12 protein-coding genes are annotated in these 19,039 nt (G+C 54.3%); 4 read left to right on the plus strand and 8 right to left on the minus strand.

The genetic code is table 11. The features are described 5' to 3' along the window. Window positions 1-4: 4 nt before the first annotated feature. Genes Q2J34_RS08185 through Q2J34_RS08200 form a run of 4 tightly spaced genes read left to right on the plus strand, consistent with a single transcriptional unit; the run spans window position 5 to window position 5,983 of the window. Window positions 5-436 carry a hypothetical protein gene (locus Q2J34_RS08185; RefSeq protein WP_300969935.1) on the plus strand — a complete coding sequence of 144 codons (432 nt, stop codon included), beginning with the start codon at window positions 5-7 and terminating at the stop codon, window positions 434-436. Beyond that, window positions 433-1,179, plus strand: coding sequence for a hypothetical protein (locus Q2J34_RS08190; protein ID WP_300969936.1), 747 nt, complete (start codon window positions 433-435; stop codon window positions 1,177-1,179). The genes Q2J34_RS08185 and Q2J34_RS08190 overlap by 4 nt, the downstream gene beginning before the upstream one ends. Next, window positions 1,176-5,330 carry a hypothetical protein gene (locus Q2J34_RS08195; protein ID WP_300969938.1) on the plus strand — a complete coding sequence of 1,385 codons (4,155 nt, stop codon included), beginning with the start codon at window positions 1,176-1,178 and terminating at the stop codon, window positions 5,328-5,330. Before Q2J34_RS08190 ends, Q2J34_RS08195 begins: the two co-directional genes overlap by 4 nt. Window positions 5,331-5,386: 56 nt before the next feature. Next, the gene (locus tag Q2J34_RS08200) at window positions 5,387-5,983 is read left to right on the plus strand and encodes a hypothetical protein (protein WP_300969939.1); all 597 of its coding nucleotides are present in this window, start codon (window positions 5,387-5,389) and stop codon (window positions 5,981-5,983) included. Between the two features lie 540 nt (window positions 5,984-6,523). Here the strand turns inward: Q2J34_RS08200 and Q2J34_RS08205 are convergent. From Q2J34_RS08205 to Q2J34_RS08240, 8 genes are all read right to left on the minus strand, one after another. After that, window positions 6,524-6,688 (minus strand): hypothetical protein, encoded by a 165-nt coding sequence (locus Q2J34_RS08205; RefSeq protein ID WP_300969940.1) that lies wholly within the window; start codon window positions 6,686-6,688, stop codon window positions 6,524-6,526. A 594-nt stretch (window positions 6,689-7,282) separates the two neighbouring features. Continuing rightward, window positions 7,283-8,647 carry a Na+/H+ antiporter NhaA gene (gene nhaA / locus Q2J34_RS08210; protein WP_300969942.1) on the minus strand — a complete coding sequence of 455 codons (1,365 nt, stop codon included), beginning with the start codon at window positions 8,645-8,647 and terminating at the stop codon, window positions 7,283-7,285. Window positions 8,648-9,304: 657 nt separating this feature from the next. After that, entirely contained in the window at window positions 9,305-10,855 is a 1,551-nt protein-coding gene (locus Q2J34_RS08215; RefSeq protein ID WP_298887453.1) for a potassium/proton antiporter, read from the minus strand. Between the two features lie 140 nt (window positions 10,856-10,995). Beyond that, entirely contained in the window at window positions 10,996-13,632 is a 2,637-nt protein-coding gene (locus Q2J34_RS08220; RefSeq protein ID WP_298887449.1) for a DUF5686 family protein, read from the minus strand. 7 nt (window positions 13,633-13,639) lie between these two features. Next, complete coding sequence (rpoN, locus tag Q2J34_RS08225; RefSeq protein ID WP_298887447.1) at window positions 13,640-15,118, minus strand: RNA polymerase factor sigma-54; 1,479 nt, start codon at window positions 15,116-15,118, stop codon at window positions 13,640-13,642. Next, a complete protein-coding gene (locus Q2J34_RS08230; protein ID WP_300969945.1) occupies window positions 15,112-16,482 on the minus strand; it encodes a UDP-N-acetylmuramoyl-tripeptide--D-alanyl-D-alanine ligase in 1,371 nt (456 codons plus the stop codon). The genes rpoN and Q2J34_RS08230 overlap by 7 nt, the downstream gene beginning before the upstream one ends. Before the next feature lie 24 nt (window positions 16,483-16,506). Continuing rightward, on the minus strand, window positions 16,507-16,971 hold the full coding sequence (gene coaD, locus Q2J34_RS08235) for a pantetheine-phosphate adenylyltransferase (RefSeq protein WP_298887442.1): 465 nt from the start codon (window positions 16,969-16,971) through the stop codon (window positions 16,507-16,509). Window positions 16,972-16,999: 28 nt separating this feature from the next. Then, window positions 17,000-19,021, minus strand: a complete 2,022-nt coding sequence (locus Q2J34_RS08240; RefSeq protein WP_298887439.1) for a toprim domain-containing protein — start codon at window positions 19,019-19,021, stop codon at window positions 17,000-17,002. Between the last annotated feature and the right edge of the window lie 18 nt (window positions 19,022-19,039).

Consider the following 19,039-nt stretch of genomic DNA (forward strand, 5'->3'; position numbering starts at 1 on the left):
CGCTATGACAACACTACAGAAAGCAATCCACCAATGCAAGTTAGCGGGAGCCTGCGACCTCCTGCGCCCCAATATGTCCCCGACAGAGCTTTGCCAGCTCCTACGCACCCCGCAGGGCGAGGAATTTATCCTCAAAGGACTGCCGACCTTGTCCTTGTGGCGACTGATAGGCGAGGAGTACAAGGACTTGCTCGCACAGCACCACATCTACCTAGACGCTGGCTACATCGAACTAAACGGCGAGACGACCCGCCACATCGCCATAGGAGCCACGCACCTACGCATCACCGCTAACCAGCCGAAGCTATACAACGTCACACTCATACACGGAGCCAAGGCGGACGTACTAGCGACCAATTGGGCAGTCGTCAGCGTGGAGCGTGACGCACAGAGTACCGCCTACATAGCCTGCACCGACAACGCCATATCGATATGATCACACTAGACCTCAGAGCGGGAGAGACCACGCTCTACACCGCACCCGTGATGCTGGGGGGCTTCAGTGACCTCCTCCAGCTCACACAGCCCCGCAAGCCTATCGCCACCGACTGGGCTGAGGAGCCACGACTAGACACCGTGCAGACCACGCTCGAGCCACAGCCCACACGACCGCTTAAGATAGACCTCTGGCTACCCAAGGGGACACCGCACAGCGACCTCCAGCGCATCGACAGCATGCGGGCGCAGTACGGACGCACCTACAAGGTGCAGATCAGAGAGGTTGCAGAGGACGACCGCTACAAGGGTGGGAGTGCCTACACCCTACGAGGCACGATCCAGCAGGACGACGCACCCGCCCTACCCGACTCAACAAACCTCAAGTTCACACCCGCCAGCAGGTTGTACAACATAACGACCAAGCGTGTCTCGCTAGCCACCATCGGAGTAATACCGATAGACGGCTGGCGATCAGCTTTGCGAGATAAGACAGCCTTCAAGGCGACCAGCCCCGAGGCGAGTCGGGAGGTTGTCCTGCCTACCTTACTGCAGGGCAACACGCTCGACCAGCTACTGAACGCTCGGGACATGCTAGACGCACTACTATATAGAGAGACCCGCAACCAGCTCACGACTCCTTACGGCACATTCGCCTGCACCTTCTCACGCTCACGAGTCAGTGGCTACTGGCTCGGGATCAATCCACACATCTTCTACGACCTTACACTGACACTCGTATGACCCTCAAGTTTTATCAATACGGAGCCGACAAGCTTGTAGCCACGCTAGAGCTAGACGAGGCGCAGTCCTCAATAATCGAGCGTATCAACGAGCCGACACGGCTCTCAGCCACGCTCACCAGCGACACAGCACCCACCCTCCAGCTGGGCGCACGCACCACATACAAGGGCGTAACATACTACGTCACCAAGGAGCCGACAGTCCGCAAGGAGCATAGCAAGCTATACACCATCGAGACGGAGCTGGAGACCGTCATCGGACTCGCCCGCCACGTGATCCTAGACAACCCCGTGGACAAGCGATCCAGCTTCGACTACACCGCCACCGCCACGGAGCATATACAGCTAGTCGTGGACTCGCTCAACGGAAAGAAGCTCCGCAAGATACCAGCGTGGACACGTGGCAAGATACGAGTCCCCGACAAGGTCAAGCACATCAAGTACGACGGCATCTCAGCGTGGGACGCTCTCCAGCTCATACGACAGACCTACGAGACTGACCTCCACATAGACGGCACAGCCATCGACCTCGGCATCTGGAGCGATAAAAACAACGCTATCGAGCTAGCCTACGGCAAGGACAACGGCATACTCAGCGGACTAGAGCGCCTCAAGCACGACGACACACCCACACCCATGAGACTATACGTCACAGGTGCCAAGCGCAACATGACCAAGGGCAGGCTCACGATGCAACATCTAGAGACGCTCAAGGTAGACGACAACGGCATCATACACCACGGAGATAGTGCCAGCGGGCGCATCTTCCACACAGACAAGACGGGGCAGTACATCTCAGAGTTTACTCACGACAACGGGGAGCAACCCCTATACACGGAGGCAACCTACACCAACGAGGAGATCTACCCCTCGCACGTCTCAACGATCCAAAGCGTCACCAAGGTCAAAGACCACTTCGAGGTCAACAGCGACTTCGACTACAGCAAGCTTCGCATCGATGGCGAGCAGATGCAGGTAGTCTTTCAATCGGGCAACCTTGCGGGGCGGGACTTTGACGCTAAGCATTTCGCCTCCTCGGGCAGGCTCGCTATTGTCCCCAAGGAGGAGGACGACACGACGCTACCCAACGACACGCTATGCCCCAAGGTCGGTGACCAATACATCGTCACGGGCATCAAGCTCCCCGACAAGTACATCACGGAGGCACAGCGCAAGCTCACAGAGGAGGCACTGCGACACCTACTCAAGCTCCAGCAACAGCGGTACAGCTACAAGGCGGAGATAGACCCCGTCTACCTCCACAACCACAAGACCACCATCGGCACCAAGCTAGACGTGGGCAAGTACGTACACCTCACCGACCAGCAGATAGCCGTCGGTGATCCATATATACGCATCATAGCCAAGCGCACCTACCTCGACCGCCCGCACACCCCCGAGATCGAGCTGTCCAACGAGGTGGAGCGACTCAGCCTCCTCGACCGACTCATCCGTGACACCGACGGCATGATCCTCGACAGCAAGCTCATCCTCGGCAGAGTCAACAGCCAAGGGCTAACCCTCTCCGACTACAGCCAGCGACTCACCACAGCCGAGGAGGGTTTGCGGGGCACGCTCAGTAGCGAGGCTTTCCAACAGTGGCAGGCGGGCGACCTCGCCAAGGCACTCGCAGGCAAGCAACCCGCTGGCAACTACCAGCCCGCAGGCAACTACGCCTTCACCAGCCAGCTCGTCACGAGCCAACAGCAGGCAGTCGCCGAGGCGGTCAAGCAGGCTGGCGAGATGGACAAGCAAATCAAGGTGGGGGGAAGGAATCTGATTGTCACTAGTCGCTGGAAAGCGGGCTATCTGTATGGAGATAGAGACGAGAACGCCTACCCCGTAGGGAGCGAGAACTACAAAGTATTAGTCGGATATGACACATTCCGCTTTGACCCCGTCTACATCCCTACGCTAGGCGAGCGAGAGGTGACCTACAAGCTCTACGACAACGGAGGTTCCAAAAACGGAACTGTACAGATACACGCATACGACAAGGACAAGAAGTTCCTTTGGTGGTCGGTTGACGGCTGGAATGGAACGATTGGTCACACGAATGCTTGGACGCTACCAACTGACACCGCCTACATAAGGTTAGGAGTAACAAACGAGAATGTCAGAGCCAAGGTAGAGTTCGGGACAGTCGCAACCGACTGGACACCCGCCCCCGAGGACGTGGCGGAGAGCGTCAGCACGGTAAACACGAGCTTGGTCTCGCTCGCCAGCACGCTAGAGAGCCACAAGACAGCTACGGCACAGAGCTTTGCGGAGCTGAGCGACCACCCGCTGACCATAGACGAGAACGGCTATTGGCAGATATGGAGCGTCAAGGAGGGGGCGTACAAGACCACGCAGTATCAGTCACGAGGACGAGACGGCGAAGACGCAGGACGCTATCTAGGCAGGGCTAAGCGCATACACCGTGACTTCAACGGCAACTACCTACTAGAGACCGAATCTAGCTGGCGGACAGCCCAAGAGGGCGACTATGTGTATCTAGTCGGAGACCTATCTAACAGAGGAGGAGACAAGGACACTTACTACATCGTCCGTGAGCATAAGGGCAACACCGTATGGGAGGTGTACGACATCAAGGGAGAAAAGGGAGACACGCCAAATCTCTCTCTCGACAGCCAGTACCGCCTAGTAGCAGACGGACAGCTAGTTAGTCAGCAATCACTCAAGGGCGAGGCAGGACATTCGCCCGAACCCGAGGAGGTGCTGAAGGAGCCACAATTCCGCAAGTTACTCAAAGGTGAGGTAGACACGCAGGTCAAGCCCGTAAGGGAGAGCCTCACCACCGTCACGAACAACCTCTCCACCGCCAACACCGCCATCTCAGCCCTGCAGGATGTCGCCCTCACGACCGAGCAAAAGAGCGACCTAGGCTATCTGACGCACTCGCTACAAGTGCTGAGGAGCGGTAACAATAACACCCTCGAGGGCTTAGCACTCCAACGCCTCATAGCACTCAGTGGCAACGGCAAAGACATATCCGCCTACCTAGCTAGTGACACACTAGGCGCAGTCCTCAAAGCAGGCATCACGGGCTTCGGCACGGCTAACGAGCGGGAGCAGGTCGAGATAACGCACCAAGGCACTGGACACTTCGGCAACCTATACTTCACGGGCAATCAGATTGACTTCAAGACGGGACGTGACGATGCTCCGTACCTTTCTATCGGTGCTGAGGAGGCTACATTTATCGACAGCTTCGTCAACGAGGCACGTGTCGTGGACACTCCCGTCTCCGTTAGCTCCGTGAGCCTCACAGCGAGCAACGCAGAGTACCAGCGCACCATAAGCGTGGCTAATGACGGCACCCGCCTGACGATTTCGCTGGAGAAAATCAACGTAGCGGTCTATGGGTCGTCAAAGCTCCGTCTCACGCTAGACGGCGATACGCTTGCTGAGTGGAGAGGTGACGCTAGGTACATAGACACCGGCCAACACGCAACGGATGGTGGCGGTAGCTTCAGAATTGACTATACCCCTTACGAGGCGAGCAACCTCTCTTACGAGCGAGTGGTCAAGGCGGGCAGTCACACCGTACGCCTAGAGATAGTCTCCCCCCGCAACGGCAACGCCACGGTCAATTGGCTACGAGTCCGCAGACGCTACGACACAGGCGCACAGCAGAGCGCACTGACCAAGAGCGGACTACGACTCTTTGCCTCGCCCGACCGATACTTTGACGTGGACTATCGCAAGAGCGTATGGTACTCAGCTCCTAACCAGATGAGTACGTGGCAATCCAACCCCTACCTTGTCCGCATCAAGGGCGGAGCCAAGGTCGACAAGCTGACGGCTGAGGAGCTGGACGCGCCAGGCGTGCCGTTGTGCGGAGCGAGCTTCAACACTAACGGAACGCAGATTAAAGCGTTTGGGAAGTACGTCAATAAGAGAGGCTCGACCAGAGCGCAAGCAGAGTACGATTATGGTATGGCAGCCTTTAAGGTCTACCACAGCATCGGTCACACCAACTACATACCAATCGTGCAGGTCTCTGGCTTTGCGAGCAACGACATCAATTGGTCGCTCACGCCACGAGTGTACAACATCACTTCGGAGTACTTTGTAGTCCGCATCCTTACCAACAACGACAATCCGACAGCCAGAGGTATCTCCTACGTAGCGTACAAGACAATGTAGCATCTTCACGGAGAAAACTCTATATTTGCATCACAACAACATAAACAGATACAACTATGAAACACTTCGCACCGCTACTCCTACTCGGAGCAATCCTACTAACAGCCTGCACCCCAAAGCAGGAGCCGACACAGAAGGGGCTAGCCCCATCAGCTAGACTTTACATTAACGTCAGAAACGAACCTATGAGAGACGCACAAGACACAACCGCAACAGAAGACTCCGTACCCACACCACGAGAGGTCGTGGAGCAGGCAGATTGCTTCCTCTTCACAGACCCAGAGACGGGCAAGCCAGATTGTCCGCTAGCTATTGGAGATGGGCAAAAAGACTGCGAGAACGAGCGCATCGTAATGTGGAGTGGACAGATTATGAACGACTCAAACAACAAGGAGGGGCGACTAGAGCTGAACCCCTACTTCTTCAAAGTCCGTGACCTCCGCATACTCGCATTGCTACGAGACGGAGAGACAGAGCAGCGCATCGTAGCCTACATCCCCAACAAGCGTATGGAGGAGGCAGAAATTGCCATAACGACCGCCTACAACGACCGCAACTATGACGAGGTCTACCGCCTCTTCCAAGAGCTCTACACCGCCATACCCACCACAACCGCCCGGTGGGAGGCGCTAAAAGCCAAAGGCGAGCAATAGCCACGAGCAACACCACCACGACAGCCCCCACCAGCCGACCAGCCCGTGGGGGCTTGTTGTATCCCAGCCCGAGGCACTATCCATATCCACAAATTCACTACCTTTGTGGACAGAGCGAGCGACCCCGCCAGCACCCCATTTTGTACACTTTTGATGCTCCGTTGTTGCTCACTCAATCGCATCAAAGACGTGACAATCACAAAACCAACACATTACAACCATCCACGGACTTTTGGGGTGTGAAAGATTTACATTGACTCGTAGTAACTCCCACATAATATTGCTTTGCATTGAATTCTATCAGAAGGTTTGAGCCACCCCGATAACCACCACTACAATTAATTTCCAGTACTGAGAAATTAGTTATCTCCTTCTCGCGATTTACAATAGCCTTTCTATGATTATATGAGAACCAAGCATATAGAAAGATGGCTAATAAGCCAATATTTATTAGACAAACAACGCTTCTACTTCTTTTCATTATTGGTTGTTGTTTTGGGTTGCTCTTTGAGTTTTACTATCGGCTGTTTTTGAAATGGTCTATCTGGAGGCATAGGTACTACCATTCAGGACGGTAGATATGCCCTTTACTGGAAATGTCACCTTGCTGACAACAGGAAGTCCATTGCTCACGGCATCATAGCTGTAGAGATTGTCCATGATACCACAATGCCTCAGAACGTTAGAGTGTGTGATTGAGTTCATAGTGCTTTCCTACTTAAGGAGCAGGAGCTCTGAAATGGTCTTTTTTCTTGATTCTGTATATGTAGACTTTATCCGTTTCTGCATCCGCGCATGTCGGTGTCAAGTACACCCTGCTTACAAATGTAGGAAAAAACTTGGTAGGCGGGTCGCACATTTTCATTTAACTCTTGTGCGTACATTCCACCCGCCCACCAAAACCCCACTGGGACAGACAGCGCGTTATGACTCTCGCCTCATCAAGTTTCGGGGTAAAACGCCCAGAAACTCCTTTTCCCTATGAAACTTGGGTTATGGATGAGCCTGTATCCATCTAACCCGAGACTGTTGCAAAAGTCAACAGTCTCACAATCTTGCTCGCAAGATTGTCCTGACTTTGCAGAAAGGATGAAGCGCAAGGCGCTGAGGGTGAGGTCTGAAGGGAGCATACCTCCGTATGTGACCGAAGCCGAATCCCGAAAGCAACACAGCGATTCGCCTTTATGCAGCAGTCTCAACCCATGTATCAAGCGGGTTATGATCCAGGAGCTATAATCCAAAATATCCACGTGGAGATGCGATTTCTCCACGTGGATATCTAGTGTGTGTATGGGCTACTTAGTTTGCTTTTTGAGCCAGTTTCTTCTGATGCCGCTTGCCTACAGCCAGCACCGTGATGTAGCCCACGATGCCTGAGGTAAGGCTACCTGCTAGGATACCCAGCTTGGCCTCGCTGAGCCAGTCGAGGTGCAGATGTACATCGTATGATAGACTGGCGATAAACATAGAGACCGTAAAGCCGATACCACCCAAGATAGATACCGCAAAGAGCATGGCCGGGTAGACCCCATCGCTCCACTGATGTCGCGTCAGCAGTATATAGACATAGGTAAAGAGGAAGATGCCGACAGGCTTACCGATGAATAGTCCTAGCATGACTGCAAAGGGGAGCGTCGAGATATCGCCCATACTAAAGGTCGAGAAGTCGATGCCTGCATTGACAAACGCAAAGACAGGTAGGATCAAGTAGTTGACCCAACCTGTGAGCGCATGCTCCAGACGCTGTACCGGAGGAATTGCAGCTGAGGCTGCTTGGCGCAAACTATTGATCATCGCAATGTCAGATCCATCTAGGTGGGTCGTCTGTCCCTTCTTAGCGCTCTCTTCTGTAGGGAGCATCTTAGAGATAGCACCCGCGAGGCTGCCCAGTTGGTGACGAGATACAGAAGTGGTCATAGGCATCGCTAGAGCCACCATGACACCTGCGATGGTGGTGTGGATGCCGCTCTGTAGGAAGAAGAACCACACGACAAAGAGTCCGATCATGTAGAGCCCAATGTTACGTATCCCTGCGCGCCCTAAGAGAGCCAAGACAACAACGACCGCCAGCCCGAGTCCGAGCATCAGCAGGTTGATACCAGAGGAGTAAAAGAGCGCTATCACGATGATACCGCCTATATCGTCAGCCACTGCTAGCGTAGTCATAAAGACACGTAGTGAGACAGGGACATGATCCTTCAGAACCATCAGCACCGCCAGGACAAAGGCTATATCTGTAGCCATTGGGATAGCTGCGCCTCGGCTTGCGTCACCCGCAGGAGCGATCAGCCAGAAGAGGAGGATAGGCATGATCATACCGCCTATAGCTCCTACCACAGGCATCATCGCCTTCTTGACAGAGGAGAGCTCACCCACGAGAAGTTGCTGCTTGATGTCTAGTCCGACAACAAAGAAAAAGAAGACCATCAAGACATCATTGGCAAAAACCAAGAAGCTCATCGGCTCTCCATGATACTGAAATATGTCTAGCCCTAGTATGTTGAGGTTGATCGGCATAGCAAGTAAGCTATGGTATAGATCTCTGAGAGGACTATTAGCTACAATGAGTGCTACGATGGTCGCAAGAAAGAGTACGACCGAAGAGTCTACCTTACGGATTGTAAACCTCTGAATAGGTCTAAGGATGCGATTGGTTGAAGACATGAGGTACTATACGATTAGATATTAACGTGATCTCAAGGTGGGGACTGTATGTATATCAGTGACATACAGAGCCTAAGAGAGTCTTTTTTTAAGTAGAGATAGAGAGCTATGGTAGGGCTAGCAAGAGGGTGTGCTGAAGTAGCTTCTCAGGCAGTCCCGCTCTCGGGGCAAAGGTAGCAAAATATGTGGAGACCATTGCACGGACAGGTGACAAATCCAGGCTGACACATGATATATATATGATGCATTCATTTACTCCTCGCTTGTCGCCAATGTGTAGCTCCCGAAAGATCGATTATGATGCGTCAGCACGGGCTGAGCAAATTCGACGCCAGGTCGTTACAATAATTTAGGGCAGACTACATATCGATACAGAGCTGTGTCGGTGAAAACTGATTTCCACGTGGATATTTCGAAATCTCCACGTGGAGAATAAAAAATTCTTCGGAGGAATGAAATGAAACTTCGGAAGAATCAAATGAAACTTCGGAAGAAATGAATCACGCCCACGTGGAAAATAAAAAATATCCACGTGGAGATTTGAGATTTCCCACGTGGATATTCGAGAAAGGAGGGAATCGGACGAATTTCTCCGTAAAGATATGTAAATAGAGATTAGAGGCTAGAAGTTAGAGGTTAGAGAGTGGGTGTGACCGCTTAACTATCAGATCGCTTTTTACCCTTGTGGATAGTGACCTGTCCGAGGGTCTTCCTCAAGCGAGTGAAGAGATCTGCAGTAGGGATCTCTAGATACTGACGATCTGGCTCATTCCGCTCGGAGACGATCAGGAGGATGTCGTTAGGGTGCAGGTGTAGTCCACCCTTAGGCACTATGTAGCGATCATTACGACGTACGAGGATAACCAGTTCGTCGGGATTGAGTGCTAAATCCTTAAGCAGATGCCCCTCGGAGAGCATCTCCTCTACGACAATACGCTCCTCCATGCTTGTATTGGTCTCCTCAGGGATCTCAACACCCATGAAGTAGCCCTCAGGGGGAGCAGGCTCAGCGAGGTGCAGCGCACGAGCCACGGGCGTGATCGTCATGCCCTGACAGATGAGTGATACCAGTGTAATGACAAAAACGATAGTGAAGATGTGATTAGACTGGGGTACCTCAGCTAGTACAGGATAGGTAGCAAAGAGGATGGGCGCCGCTCCACGCAGACCGACCCAAGAGGTGAAGAGGCGAGCCTTGAAGGATCGCTGGCGAAAGGGGAGTAGCGTCACGAAGCATGCGAGCGGACGAGCTACAAACATCATCAGCACAGCCATGATGAGCGTCGGAACCAATACGGGGAGCATGTCGCTCGGGTTAACCAGTAGTCCTAGCATGATGAAGAGTACGATCTGCACCAGCCAGGTGATACCATCGAAGAAGCCGTACACAGACCTTCGTGCTGTGATCTTACTATTACCTAGATAGATGCCCGCTATATAGACTGCTAGATAACCATTGCCCCCTATATACCAGGTGCTCACGTAGGTGATCATGACGAGGCAAAGGAGTGCTATGGGGTAGAGTACTTCGTTCTGAATGTTCAGATTGTTGAGCATCTTGACGCATAGCCAGCCAAAGAAAAAGCCTCCGATGGTGCCAAAGAGAAACTGCAGTACGAGACTCCCCGCCACGCTCCAGAGGGAGGTGTCGCCCCCCATGACGAAGCCAATGAGTGCGACGGTAATCATATAGGCCATCGGGTCGTTGCTACCGCTCTCTAGCTCTAGGAGTGGCTTGAGGTTTTCCTTAAGATGCACACGCTGCGAGCGTAAGATCGCAAAGACCGAAGCAGAGTCGGTACTGGACATCGTGGCCGCTAGTAGGATAGCGATAGGTAGCGAGAAGGTGAGCGAGGCAAAGAGGTAGTGTGTCACGCAGAAGATGAGTAGTCCTGTGAAGAGCGTCGTGAGCAGCACGCCTATGGTACTCAGAGCGATACCCTCGCCTATGACGGGACGTATCTGCGAGAGCTTGGTACCCATACCACCGGAAAAAAGAATGATCGAGAGTGCCACAATACCGATGGACTGCACGCCCCGCATATTGCTAAAATGTATACCGATACCATCTACGCCAAAGAGCATACCCGTCAGCAAGAAGAGGAGCAGGGCTGGTACTCCAAAGCGGGCTCCTACCTTACCTAGTAGGATACCGACAAAGATGACGATGGAACCAATAATTAAAAAGGTCTCAGTGGATAGAAGCATAAACTGATGCTAAGTAAATAATACAGAAAAGATTGTGTAATGAGTGCTGTACGCCTCTCACAGAGATCGCATAACTCCCTACAAATATACGGAAGAAAAAGAGAATCTCACGAGATAAAAGGCGACTTCCCTGTACGATGTCAGAAGGAGACGGAGATGCCTAGGCGAACGGAGTGACGCTGGAGCGGGGGGATGCCTTGGCCTGTGATGCGGTAGAAGTATTGGACGGAGAGCACCTTAAAGATGTTGCTCAGACCAGCCGAGAGCTCTAGGTGTAGGTCGTTGCGCATAGGCTCGGCGTAGGTGGGTAGGAGGATTTGCCCTGGGCGCGGGGTGATGTGTCGTGGCGATGTGTCGCCCCAGTAGCCGTGGATGCCGACGAGCTCTCGCAGTCCAAGTCGCTTGACGAGCGGGATGCGGTTGAAGAGCAAGCCCTCCATACGATAGAGGAGCTTGAAGTCGAGGTATTTGTCGGCGATGAACTCGAGTGGCTGTATGGTCTGGAAGGCATCAGGGACGAGTAGCCAAGCGCGATTGCCGTATGGTGTGAAGAGTTGTGACTGTGGTGTATTGCCTAGAGCGATACCGCTCTGTAGAGTTATGTCGAGCGCACCAAATATGCTGAGGTATAGTCTCTGGCTGTAGGCGAGATGCAGCGCGCCGTGGGTCTGATCGTTGCCCCATAGACCTCGTGGATAGATCGATCCAGAGAGTGTAAAGGAGGGCTTGTAGATGTCTGCCGAGACGATGCTGCCGGGCTTACGCCCTGAGTAGGGAGTGCGTCCAGGCGTCCAGCTTAGCGAGGCTCCGATCTCAGTCTGTCGTAGCTCGTGGACTTCGTATTGCTTGCCCTCGGCATCTATCGAGTAGTAGTGGAGCGTGCCTGTGGGACGCTGGCGCTGGTAGTCGACCCATATATTGGAGTATAAGCTAGGCAACCAGTCGATCTCGTGCGAAGCGTTGATGTCCAGTCCGTAGTAGCGCCGTGTGATGGTGTAGGTGCCAAAGATAGAGGCGATGCCATCTTTGTACAGTCCGTAGCTCTCCTCCCCAGGGAAGAAGAGGTCGTTGCGTATGGAGAGCGCAAAGTTGTTTCGGGGGTAGGTATGGGGGTGTAGCTCTTTGGGCTTAGTAGCGTAGGTGAGGCGGGCATAGTATTTCCACTTTTTGTCCTTAAAGCCATAGGTGACATAGCCCTCGGCAAAGAGCTGGTTGTGCAGTCTGGCCGTGGTCATACCACCGAGGCGCAGCCGTACGCCCTCGATTAGGTTGGCACTGATGAGGGTCTCTAGGGGACCCAGGTCTACATAGACACGCTCACGGTGTAGTGGCTCGGCAGGTATCGGGATAAAGCCTACGGAAGCCATCCTGGCGCATAGCGAAAAGAACTTGTACCCAGGGTCGTGGAGGATATAGTCGACGAGCTGTGTGGCGCGCAGCTCAGTGGAGTCGATCGGCTCGGGACGAACGACCAGACCGTAGTCGTCGATGACGCGTGTCATGAGTTGCTGGAGCGTATCGGCAGGGAGGAGGAGACGAGGATCGAGCGTCTCAGGTCGTAGTGCTGTAGCACCTGTCTCGTAGTGGCTGTAGAGGGAGGTGACGCGAGCCAAGGCGGAGATGTCTAGTCGCTTGGAGACGCGAAAGAGTGCATCGAGGCGCTGCCGCTCGGGGAGCCATAGGGTGTCGAGCCGTCCGTCTGGTCGTGTGATGCTCTGCGGGGTGTAGTCGATGGTGATCTCTAGGCGGTCTATCCAGTTGACATTGGCGGTGGTGGGGAGGCGCATCTCTACTCGGTGGATGCTGTAGTCCACGGTGTCTATCAGTAGCGTCCCCGAAAAGCCTGCGTCACGCATCTCTATCGGTACGAACTGTATCTGATAGCAGGGATTGCCCGAAGCGTCTGGGATGGTGTCTCGTAGATAGTACTTGTAGAAGGTTATGCCGAGCTGCGAGTGCAGGGGGCCGATGATCTCTCTAGAGAGTAGTGGCAGATCGTTGTCGTAGATGTCTACGGGAGCGAGGAGGGCGTCTATATTGCTCGATAGCAGTCCCTCGTCAACGATCTGCTCGACCCCACTGTGTCGTGTGCCGAGGAGTAGCGGGTTCTCCGGGTGTCCACCTTGCTGTGCGTAGACGAGATGTCGCTCACGCAGGGAGAAGGGGAGGATGGGTGTCCTAGCGAGGGCAGAGCTATCAACGAAGCTCTTCATGCGCCACTTGGGGATGCCCCAGTAGCCTTTGCCTCGTGTGATGTCGCCCTGAGCGAGGAGGGTCTTCTGGTAGAGTTGGTAGGAGTAGTCGGGTAGGGTGGATAGGTGGTTGCGCTCCTTGTGCTGCATCACCTGTCGCATGATGGTTACGGCGGGATTGCCCTTGCGTCGGTAGCGCTCTTTCTTGGGCTTGACGACAACCGTCTCTATGTCTGTCGCTTTTCGTGAGAGCGGGATGCGTCCTAATTCGTAGTCTTGGTATTTGTCCAAACGCAATGTTCGCCCCTCATAGCCTATACAGCTGATCTGTAGCACGATGGTGTCTTGCGCGATCTCTTCGTATCGTAGCTTGATGGTGAATGCGCCCTTGTCATCGCTGGCTGTGCCAGTGATGCTCTGGCGTGTCTGAGTAGAGATAGAGGCGTAGGGAACTGCCTCTCCAGTCTGCCGGTCGTATAGGATACCCGAGATGGTGGTGCTACTCACGATCTGTGCGGGGAGCAGGGTGGGGAGTAGGCACAGGAAGCTCCAGAGCAGGATGAGGTAGCTACGCTTGACTGGCATGAGCGAGTTACTTAGTCAGCTTGCGACGCAGTCGAGCCGTGGGGAGTCCGAGCTGCTGTCGATACTTGGCGGTGGTGCGGCGCGCTATGTCGTAGCCTTGCTGTGAGAGCGCCTCCGTGAGTTGGTCGTCTGTGAGTGGCTGGCGTGGATCTTCCCCGTCGATGATCTGCTTGAGGCAATCTTTGATCACTTTGGTGGAGACGTCACTACCATCCTTGGCCTGCATGCTTTCGCTAAAGAAGAACTTGACGGGGTAGATGCCCCACTGGCACTGCACGTACTTGCTATTGCTGACACGTGATATGGTGCTGATGTCTAGTCGGGCTAGCTCGGCAACGTCCTTGAGGATCATGGGGCGCAGGTCTACGATGTCACCTGAGAGGAAGAAGTCTCGCTGTAGCGTCATGATGATGGTCATGGTCGTGCGGAGGGTGTCGTAGCGCTGCTGCAGAGCGGAGATGAACCACTCAGCGTCCTTGACTCGGTCGCGGGTGTACTGTATGGTCTCCTTGAGCTTAGCGCGCTCGCTCTCTGACGCATCTCGGTAGTCGGCAATCATCTGCTTGTAGCTTGGCGATACGGTCAGGGCGGGTATCTCGCGCTGGTCGGTGAGGGTCAGGGTGAGCTCGCCCTCATGCTCGGTGATGATGAAGTCTGGCGTCACCTTCGAGAGAAGGGTCTCTGCTGAGGAGTCAAAGCCGTTGCCCGGCTTAGGCGATAGCTGGTGAATGAGTGTCGAGACCTCTTCGAGTTGCTTCTGATCAAAGCCTCGCTTGGTGAGTCGCTCGAATCGCTTGTAAGCAAAGTCATCGAAGTAGCGAGAGACGATCTTCTCCGCATTGACGACGGTCTCGCTCTGCTCCATGCGGTGCAGTTGCAAGAGTAAGCACTCTTGTAGCGTCCTGGCACCAACGCCTGGAGGGTCTAAGCTCTGAATGATCTGGAGCAGCTCGGTGAGCTCCTGCTCGGAGGCATCGACGCCCTCTTTGAGGAGCAGATCCTGAGCGATGAGTGGTAGCGAGCGGTCTAGGTAACCGTCCTCACGGAGGTTACCTACTATATAAGGTACGAGTAACTGCTGCCGCTCGGTGAGCTCTAGGGTGGAGAGCTGGTTGTCGAGGTAGTCCGTGAGGGAGAGTCCGTGAGCGGCAAAGGGTATCTCCTCGCGCTGCTGCTCTCTCTCGGCGATCATCCTCAGCCGATAAGCTGGGATCTCGTCGTCATTGCCAAACTCGTTGCGCGCTTCGAGCCGATCTTGGTCGGACTGGCTTAGGGTGGAGTCGACTTGCTCGTTGGTTGCGTTGCTTTCATTGGAATCGTCACGAGCCGTATAGCCCTCTTCGAGAGCCGGGTTGCGCTCGATCTCAGCACTGATGCGTTGCTCCAGCTCGGTGACAGGTAGCTCCAGCAGTTGTATCTGCTGTATCTGCCGGGCGGTGAGGGTCTGGCGCTGCTCTAGTTGCTGTTGCTGGCGATTCTTTAGCATAGCTCCGCAATGGACGAGAGATGGTGCGAGTTAGAGCCTTTGATCAGGATAAAGCTGTGCTGCGGTTGGTGTCGGGTGAAGTATTGCTTGAGAGCAGTCGCTGAGGGGAAGAAGATAAAGTGCTCGCTCCCGTAGCGAGCCTGCAGGGCGAAGAAGTTGGGCCCGCAGAAGTAGGTGACCATCTTAGGATAGCGCAGGAGGTAGCTCTGTATCTGTCTGATGACGGTGATATGCTCGCTCTCGGCCGCATCGCCTAGCTCGTTCATATCGCCGAGGATAAGCATGCGGTTGAGTCCCTGCGAGTCCATCGTGAAGTAGCTACTGAGTGCCACCTCCATGCTAGAGGGGTTGGCGTTGTAGCAGTCGAGGATGACTCGGTTGCCCTGCGCCGTCGGGGGAAGGACTTGCGACCGCTCATTGTGTGGCTGGTAGTTGGTCACAGCCTCATTGATCGTCTTCGGGTCTAAGCCGAAGTGTAGCCCTACGGTGATGGCTGCTAATATGTTGTTGAGGTTGTAGTCGCCGACTAGCTTTGTCGCTAGCTGGTAGCTCTCGCCAGTCTCCTGGTCACGCCACTCTATCTTGAGCAGTCCAGACTCATCAGTGGGGAGTACGGAGCCCGTGATGCGTGGTGACGTGGTGCCATTGTAGTAGACCGTGGGCAGCCCATTGAGGTTGCTGATGAGCGTCTTGTCCTCGCCATTGCAGAAGGCTTGTCCGTCATGCTCTCGCAGATAAGCGTACAGTTCGCTCTTAGCCTTGACCACCCCCTCGGGCGTGCCAAAGCCTGAGAGATGAGCCCGCCCTACATTCGTAATGATACCGTACTGCGGCTGTGCCAGCTTGCAGAGAGAAGCTATGTCTCCGATGTGCGAAGCGCCGAGCTCGACGATGACAAACTGATGCTCGGGGCGAACTTGTAACAGGGTAAGCGGGACACCTATCTCGTTATTGTAGTTGCCCTGCGTGGCATGCACCCGATACTTGGCGGACAAGACCGCAGCGACCAGCTCCTTGGTGGTCGTCTTGCCATTGGTCCCTGTGATCGCTATGAAGGTCGCCTCGGACTTCGCCCTATGTAGGAGCGCCAGCTCGTGGAGCGCCTCAAAGCCTCCGTCCTTGTAGTAGATGAGTCTCTCCCGAAGGTCGGCTTCCTCGACCTCATCTATATAGCTAAGGTCGTCAACGAGTGCATACTTGCAGCCCTGCTTGAGCGCATCCACCGCAAAGCGATTGCCATCGAAGTGCGCGCCTCGCAGCGATACGAAGAGTGAGTCGGGACGCAGATGTCTCGTATCGGTACAGATGCCGTCACTCTGGAGGAGTAAGTCGTAGATATGATTGATGTCAGCTGATTGTCGCATAGTAAGAGGATAGGAGATAGCTAATTAGTCAAAAGTCAAAGGCATGCCACTGGGTACGTAGTCGGATACATCTAGATTCCAGCTCAGCAGCTCCCGTACCATAGAGCTAGAGATGTGGAGCAGTCCTTGCGCCCCAAAGAGTAGCACCGTCATAGGTCCATGCAGATGGTCATTGATCTGGGAGATACTCTGCTCGTACTCGAAGTCGCTCGTGGAGCGTACGCCACGTATGAGAAACTGTGCGCCACACTGCTTCGCCGCCTCGATGGTCATGCCGCTATAACTCACGACTCGGACACGAGGCTCCTGCGCATAGACGGTCTCTATCTGTAGAGCGCGCTGCTCGGAGGTGAAGCATGGCTTTTTCGTTGGGTGCGTGCCGATACCTATGACCACCTCGTCGAAAATCTTGAGAGCTCGTGCCACAATGTCCGCATGCCCTAGTGTAAAGGGGTCAAAGGAACCCGCAAAGAATCCGATACGCTTCATATCTGTCTGCTAAGCTAGCTGGGGAGACTCAGACGATCTCCTCGTCGATGACTAGGTTGTCTATGATAAAGTCTTGACGGTCGGGCGTGTTCTTGCCCATGTAGAAGTGTAGCATCCGCTTGAGATTGTCCTCCTTGCGGAGCGACACCTGACGGAGCTTGATGTTTTCCTCTGTGATCAGCTCCTTAAACTCGTTGGCACTGATCTCGCCCAGACCCTTGAAGCGGGTGATCTGAGCCGAAGCTCCCATTCGCTCGACAGCTGCATTGAGCTCCTGATCACTATAACAGTAGGCAGAGGTCTCTTTTTCAGACTCAGGCTCGATGGTTATCTTCTTGCCGCTCTTCTTCTTACCCGCTGAGGCAACACGTGCCGTGATGCTCTTCTTACGCTTGGCTGGGAGCGAGACACGATAGAGCGGTGTCTCCAATATGTAGACGTGCCCACGCCGCACCAGCTCGGGAAAGAACTGCAAGAAGAAGGTCAGCGTCAGGAGTCGTATGTGCATACCATCATCATCGGCATCGGTAGCGATGATCACACGGTTGTAGCGCAAGCCGTCGAGGCCGTCCTCGATGTTGAGCGCAGCCTGGAGGAGGTTAAACTCTTCGTTCTCATAGACCACCTTCTTGCTCAGCCCGTAGCTGTTGAGCGGTTTGCCTCGCAAGCTAAAGACCGCCTGGTAGCGTGCATCTCGGCTCTGCGTGATCGATCCACTAGCCGAGTTACCCTCGGTGATGAAGATACTGGTCAGCTCGGGGTTCTTAGCCTTCGGATCGTTGTAGTGCTCGGTGCAGTCACGCAGCTTTTTATTGTGCAGGCTCGCCTTCTTAGCACGCTCACGCGCCAGCTTGGTCACCCCGCTCATCGCTTTGCGCTCACGCTCGTTGGCTTGGATCGTTTGGAGCATCACCTCGGAGATCTCGGGGTGCATGTGGAGGTAGTTGTCGAGCTTCTCCTTGAGGAAGTCGCCGACAAACTTCTGTACCGTCACACCCCGCAGTGGTTCATGCTCAAACATTGGGTCTTGTGGCACCATCTCTTTGGAGCCGAGCTTGATCTTCGTCTGGCTTTCGAACTCAGGCTCGATGATGCGGATGCTGATCGCTGCCGCCATGCCAGAGCGAATGTCCCCATACTCAAAGCCCTTGCCCGAAAACTCCTTGATCACACGAGCCACCTGCTCGCGAAAGGCGGTCAAGTGGGTACCGCCCTGTGTGGTGTACTGACCATTGACAAAGCTGTAAAACTCCTCTCCGTACTGATCAATGTGTGTGATAGCAACCTCTATGTCAGGTCCTGTGAGACGTATGATCGGGTAGAGCGGATCGCCCGTGATCGTGTCTGAGAGGAAGTCTTGTAGTCCGTGGCGGCTTACATATTTCTTATCGTTGAGGTAGAGCGTCAGCCCCGTGTTGAGGTAGCAGTAGTTGCGCACGAGCGCCTCCACGTGGCGCAGGTCGTAGTGCGAGTTGCGAAAGACCTCAGCATCTGGTGTGAAGGTGACCAATGTGCCATGTGCCTCTTTGTCCTCCCACGGCTCTGCTGGCGTATGAGCGATCATCTCGGCCCGCTCGTAGGTGACTGAGGAGGTTTCTCCCTCACGCCAGCTCTGGACAGTAAAGGTCGAGGAGAGCGCATTGACCGCTTTGAGACCGACACCGTTCAGACCGACCGACTTCTTGAAGGCTTGCGAGTCGATCTTAGCACCCGTATTCATCTTAGAGGTCGCATCGACGAGCTTGCCGAGCGGTATGCCACGACCATAGTCTCGTATCGTGACCTCGTTTGTCTCGCTATCTATCGTGATGCGTATCTCACTACCCACGCCCATGACAAACTCATCGATTGAGTTGTCTATCACCTCCTTGATAAGGATGTAGATGCCGTCGTCCGCCTGCGTACCATCTCCGAGCTTACCGATATACATACCAGGACGCTTGCGGATATGTTCGCTCCAGGAGAGCGTCCGAAAGTCATCCTCGGTGTACCCCGCTACGGCGCTTGGGGATAGCTGGTCTAGGTTATTTAGTGGTTCTTGTGTCGGCATGGAGGTGAGGGTAAATAA

It is taken from the genome of Porphyromonas vaginalis (genome assembly GCF_958301595.1).
Lineage (GTDB): Bacteria > Bacteroidota > Bacteroidia > Bacteroidales > Porphyromonadaceae > Porphyromonas > Porphyromonas vaginalis.

Excerpts from the sequence above, each read along its gene's own strand:
- Q2J34_RS08220 (WP_298887449.1), bottom strand. The coding sequence starts at position 13,632 with ATGCCAGTCAAGCGTAGCTACCTCATCCTGCTCTGGAGCTTCCTGTGC.
- Q2J34_RS08205 (WP_300969940.1), bottom strand. The coding sequence starts at position 6,688 with ATGAACTCAATCACACACTCTAACGTTCTGAGGCATTGTGGTATCATG.
- Q2J34_RS08195 (WP_300969938.1), top strand. The coding sequence starts at position 1,176 with ATGACCCTCAAGTTTTATCAATACGGAGCCGACAAGCTTGTAGCCACG.
- Q2J34_RS08185 (WP_300969935.1), top strand. The coding sequence starts at position 5 with ATGACAACACTACAGAAAGCAATCCACCAATGCAAGTTAGCGGGAGCC.
- Q2J34_RS08230 (WP_300969945.1), bottom strand. The coding sequence starts at position 16,482 with ATGCGACAATCAGCTGACATCAATCATATCTACGACTTACTCCTCCAG.
- Q2J34_RS08215 (WP_298887453.1), bottom strand. The coding sequence starts at position 10,855 with ATGCTTCTATCCACTGAGACCTTTTTAATTATTGGTTCCATCGTCATC.
- rpoN (WP_298887447.1), bottom strand. The coding sequence starts at position 15,118 with ATGCTAAAGAATCGCCAGCAACAGCAACTAGAGCAGCGCCAGACCCTC.
- Q2J34_RS08190 (WP_300969936.1), top strand. The coding sequence starts at position 433 with ATGATCACACTAGACCTCAGAGCGGGAGAGACCACGCTCTACACCGCA.
- nhaA (WP_300969942.1), bottom strand. The coding sequence starts at position 8,647 with ATGTCTTCAACCAATCGCATCCTTAGACCTATTCAGAGGTTTACAATC.
- coaD (WP_298887442.1), bottom strand. The coding sequence starts at position 16,971 with ATGAAGCGTATCGGATTCTTTGCGGGTTCCTTTGACCCCTTTACACTA.
- Q2J34_RS08240 (WP_298887439.1), bottom strand. The coding sequence starts at position 19,021 with ATGCCGACACAAGAACCACTAAATAACCTAGACCAGCTATCCCCAAGC.
- Q2J34_RS08200 (WP_300969939.1), top strand. The coding sequence starts at position 5,387 with ATGAAACACTTCGCACCGCTACTCCTACTCGGAGCAATCCTACTAACA.